At 68.4% G+C, this 2,676-nt stretch carries 3 protein-coding genes; all 3 read right to left on the bottom strand.

The window, feature by feature from the left end; genetic code table 11:
* The coding region (gene tsaB / locus J5F18_RS05745; protein ID WP_346301362.1) for a tRNA (adenosine(37)-N6)-threonylcarbamoyltransferase complex dimerization subunit type 1 TsaB at positions 1-398 on the bottom strand (398 nt) is incomplete at its 3' end.
* A 106-nt stretch (positions 399-504) separates the two neighbouring features.
* Positions 505-1,161 carry an adenylate kinase gene (gene adk / locus J5F18_RS05740; RefSeq protein ID WP_346301361.1) on the bottom strand — a complete coding sequence of 219 codons (657 nt, stop codon included), beginning with the start codon at positions 1,159-1,161 and terminating at the stop codon, positions 505-507.
* Between the two features lie 279 nt (positions 1,162-1,440).
* On the bottom strand, positions 1,441-2,676 hold a 1,236-nt coding region (gene aceF / locus J5F18_RS05735), incomplete at its 5' end, for a dihydrolipoyllysine-residue acetyltransferase (RefSeq protein WP_346301360.1).

Genomic DNA, 2,676 nt, shown 5'->3' with positions numbered 1-2,676 from the left:
CAGGCGGCCACGTAGATCTCGCCCATGCGCGCGTCCAGGGCGGTGACCAGCCAGCGGAAGTGGTGGCGGCGATGGGCGCCCAGCGCCAGGGCCGCCAGGGTGGAGACCCCCAGCAGCGGGCGGTCGAGCCCGTAGGCGAGCCCCTGGGCGGCGCCGGCGGCGATGCGCAGGCCGGTGAAGGAGCCCGGCCCGCGACCGTAGGCCACGGCGTCCAGCTGCGCCGGGGCCACCCCGGCCTCGGCGAGCAGCTCGTCGACCATGGGCAGCAGGCGGCGGGTGTGGGCGCGGGGCGCCATCTCGAAGCGGGAGAGCAATTCATCCTCGGCGCCGGCCCGGCGCCGCAGCAGGGCGGCGGAGCAGGCGCTCGAGGAGGCATCCAGGGCCAGCAGGATCGACATGGCACGACCATCGCAGCTAAAGGGGGCATCATTATACGTGGCGGCACCCCAAACGACGATGACCCGCCGAAGCGGGCCATTGAGTCTGAGTAGAGGCAGGGCTCGATCAGCCTTCGAGGGCATTGAGCACCTGCGCCTTGATATCGTCGACGCTGCCCACGCCTTCCACGCGGTGATAGGCGGGGGCGGCCTCGGGGTCCTGCTCCGCCCAGGCCTGGTAGTAGTCGACCAGCGGCGCGGTCTGCTCGTGGTAGACCGCCAGGCGGTTGCGCACGGTGGACTCGCGGTCGTCGTCGCGCTGGATCAGCGCCTCGCCGGTGACGTCATCCTTGCCGGTCTCCCTGGGCGGGTTGTACTCGACGTGGTAGACGCGGCCGGAGCCGGGGTGCACGCGACGGCCGGCCAGGCGCTTGACGATCTCCTCGTCCTCCACGGCGATCTCCAGCACGTGGTCGAGCTTGACGCCCGCCTCCTTCATGGCCTCGGCCTGGGGGATGGTGCGCGGGAAGCCGTCGAACAGGAAGCCGTTCTCGCAGTCGGGGTAGCCGATGCGCTCCTTCACCAGGGCGATGATGATGTCGTCGGACACCAGGCCACCGCTGGTCATGATCTCCTTGACCTTGACCCCCAGTTCGCTGCCCTCCTTGACGGCGGCGCGCAGCATGTCGCCGGTGGAGATCTGCGGGATGTTGAAGCGCTCGCAGATGAACTGGGCCTGGGTGCCCTTGCCGGCACCCGGGGCGCCCAACAGAATCAAACGCATGTTCTTGTCCTCAATTATACAAGTGATTGTCAGCAATGAAGAAATGATTGGGAGGGAACGATAACCGGGGCCCGGTTCCGGCACAAGCGCCGCCCGCTCCTCCCCCTGCGGCGGCGGGCAAAAACCCTTTTCAGATCAAGCGACTCAAGGCCGAATAGCACTTTGGTCTGGCCGACCATTGCCACAGCGTCGCCTCTCGTCGGGCGCCTGTAGGATCCTCGACACGACGACGGCGCCGGAAGGCGCCGTCGTGGTGTTGCCGTCACTCCCGAGCGGGGATCAGAGCAGCAGGCGACGGATATCGCCCAGCAGCTGGCCCAGCAGCGCCGTGAAGCGCGCCGCGTCGGCCCCGTTGACCGCGCGGTGGTCGTAGGAGAGCGACAGCGGCATCATCAGCCGCGGCTGGAAGCTGGCGCCGTCCCACACCGGCTTCATCGACGCCTTGGAGACGCCGAGGATGGCCACTTCCGGGGCGTTGACGATAGGCGTGAAGGCGGTGCCGCCGATGGAGCCCAGGCTCGAGATGGTGAAGCAGCCGCCGGTCATCTCCTCGCGCTTGAGCTTCTTGGTCTGGGCCTTCTTGGCCAGCTCGACCGACTCCTTGGCGATATCGATCAGCGACTTCTTGTCGGCATCGCGGATCACCGGCACCATCAGGCCGTCCGGGGTGTCCACGGCGACACCGATATGCACGTACTTCTTGTGCACCACCGTCTCGCCGTCGCTCTTCAGGCTGACGTTGAACTGCGGGTACTGGCGCAGCGCGAAGGCACAGGCCTTGACCAGGAAGGGCAGCGGCGTGAGCTTGGCGCCCTGGGCCTCCGCCTCGGCCTTCATGGACTTGCGGAAGGCCTCCAGCTCGGTGATGTCCGCCTCGTCGAACTGGGTGACGTGGGGCAGGTTGACCCAGCTGCGGTGCAGGTTGGTGGCGCCCATCTTCATCAGGCGCCCCATGGGCTTCTCTTCCACCTCGCCGAACTGGCTGAAGTCCTGGTCCGGGATGGGAGGAATACCGGAGCCCGCGGCCGCTGGCGCGGCGGCCTGGGGCTTGCCCTGGTTGGCCATTACCTGCTTGACGTAGGCGTGCACGTCCTCCTTGAGCACCCGCTCCTTCGGGCCGCTGGGCTTGACCAGCCCCAGGTCGACGCCCAGCTCGCGGGCCAGCATGCGCACCGCCGGGCCGGCGTGGACCAGCTTGCCGTCGCGGGGCTTGTGGGCGGCCATCTGGGCCTCGGGGCTCGGCGAACCACTCGGGGTCGGCGCGGGCCTGTCGGCCTTCGCGGCCTGGGCCGGCTGGTCCGGCGCCTTGGCCGCGGGCTTAGGCCTGGCCGCGCCGACCACCTCCATATAGCCGATGATATCGCCCTCGGAGACAGTGTCGCCTTCCTTGACGGTGAGCTCGAGCAGCTTGCCCTTGAAGGGGCTCGGCACGTCCATGGAGGCCTTGTCGGACTCCAGGGTGATCAGCGGGTCTTCCTCGTTGAGCTCGTCGCCGGCGGTCACCGCGATCTCGAT

Source organism: Halomonas sp. BM-2019 (genome assembly GCF_017584085.1).
This window is presented reverse-complemented; position numbering and strand designations above follow the sequence as displayed.

What these genes read in the sequence shown, in the direction of transcription:
- adk (WP_346301361.1), bottom strand. Translation starts at nt 1,161, where the DNA reads ATGCGTTTGATTCTGTTGGGCGCCCCGGGTGCCGGCAAGGGCACCCAG.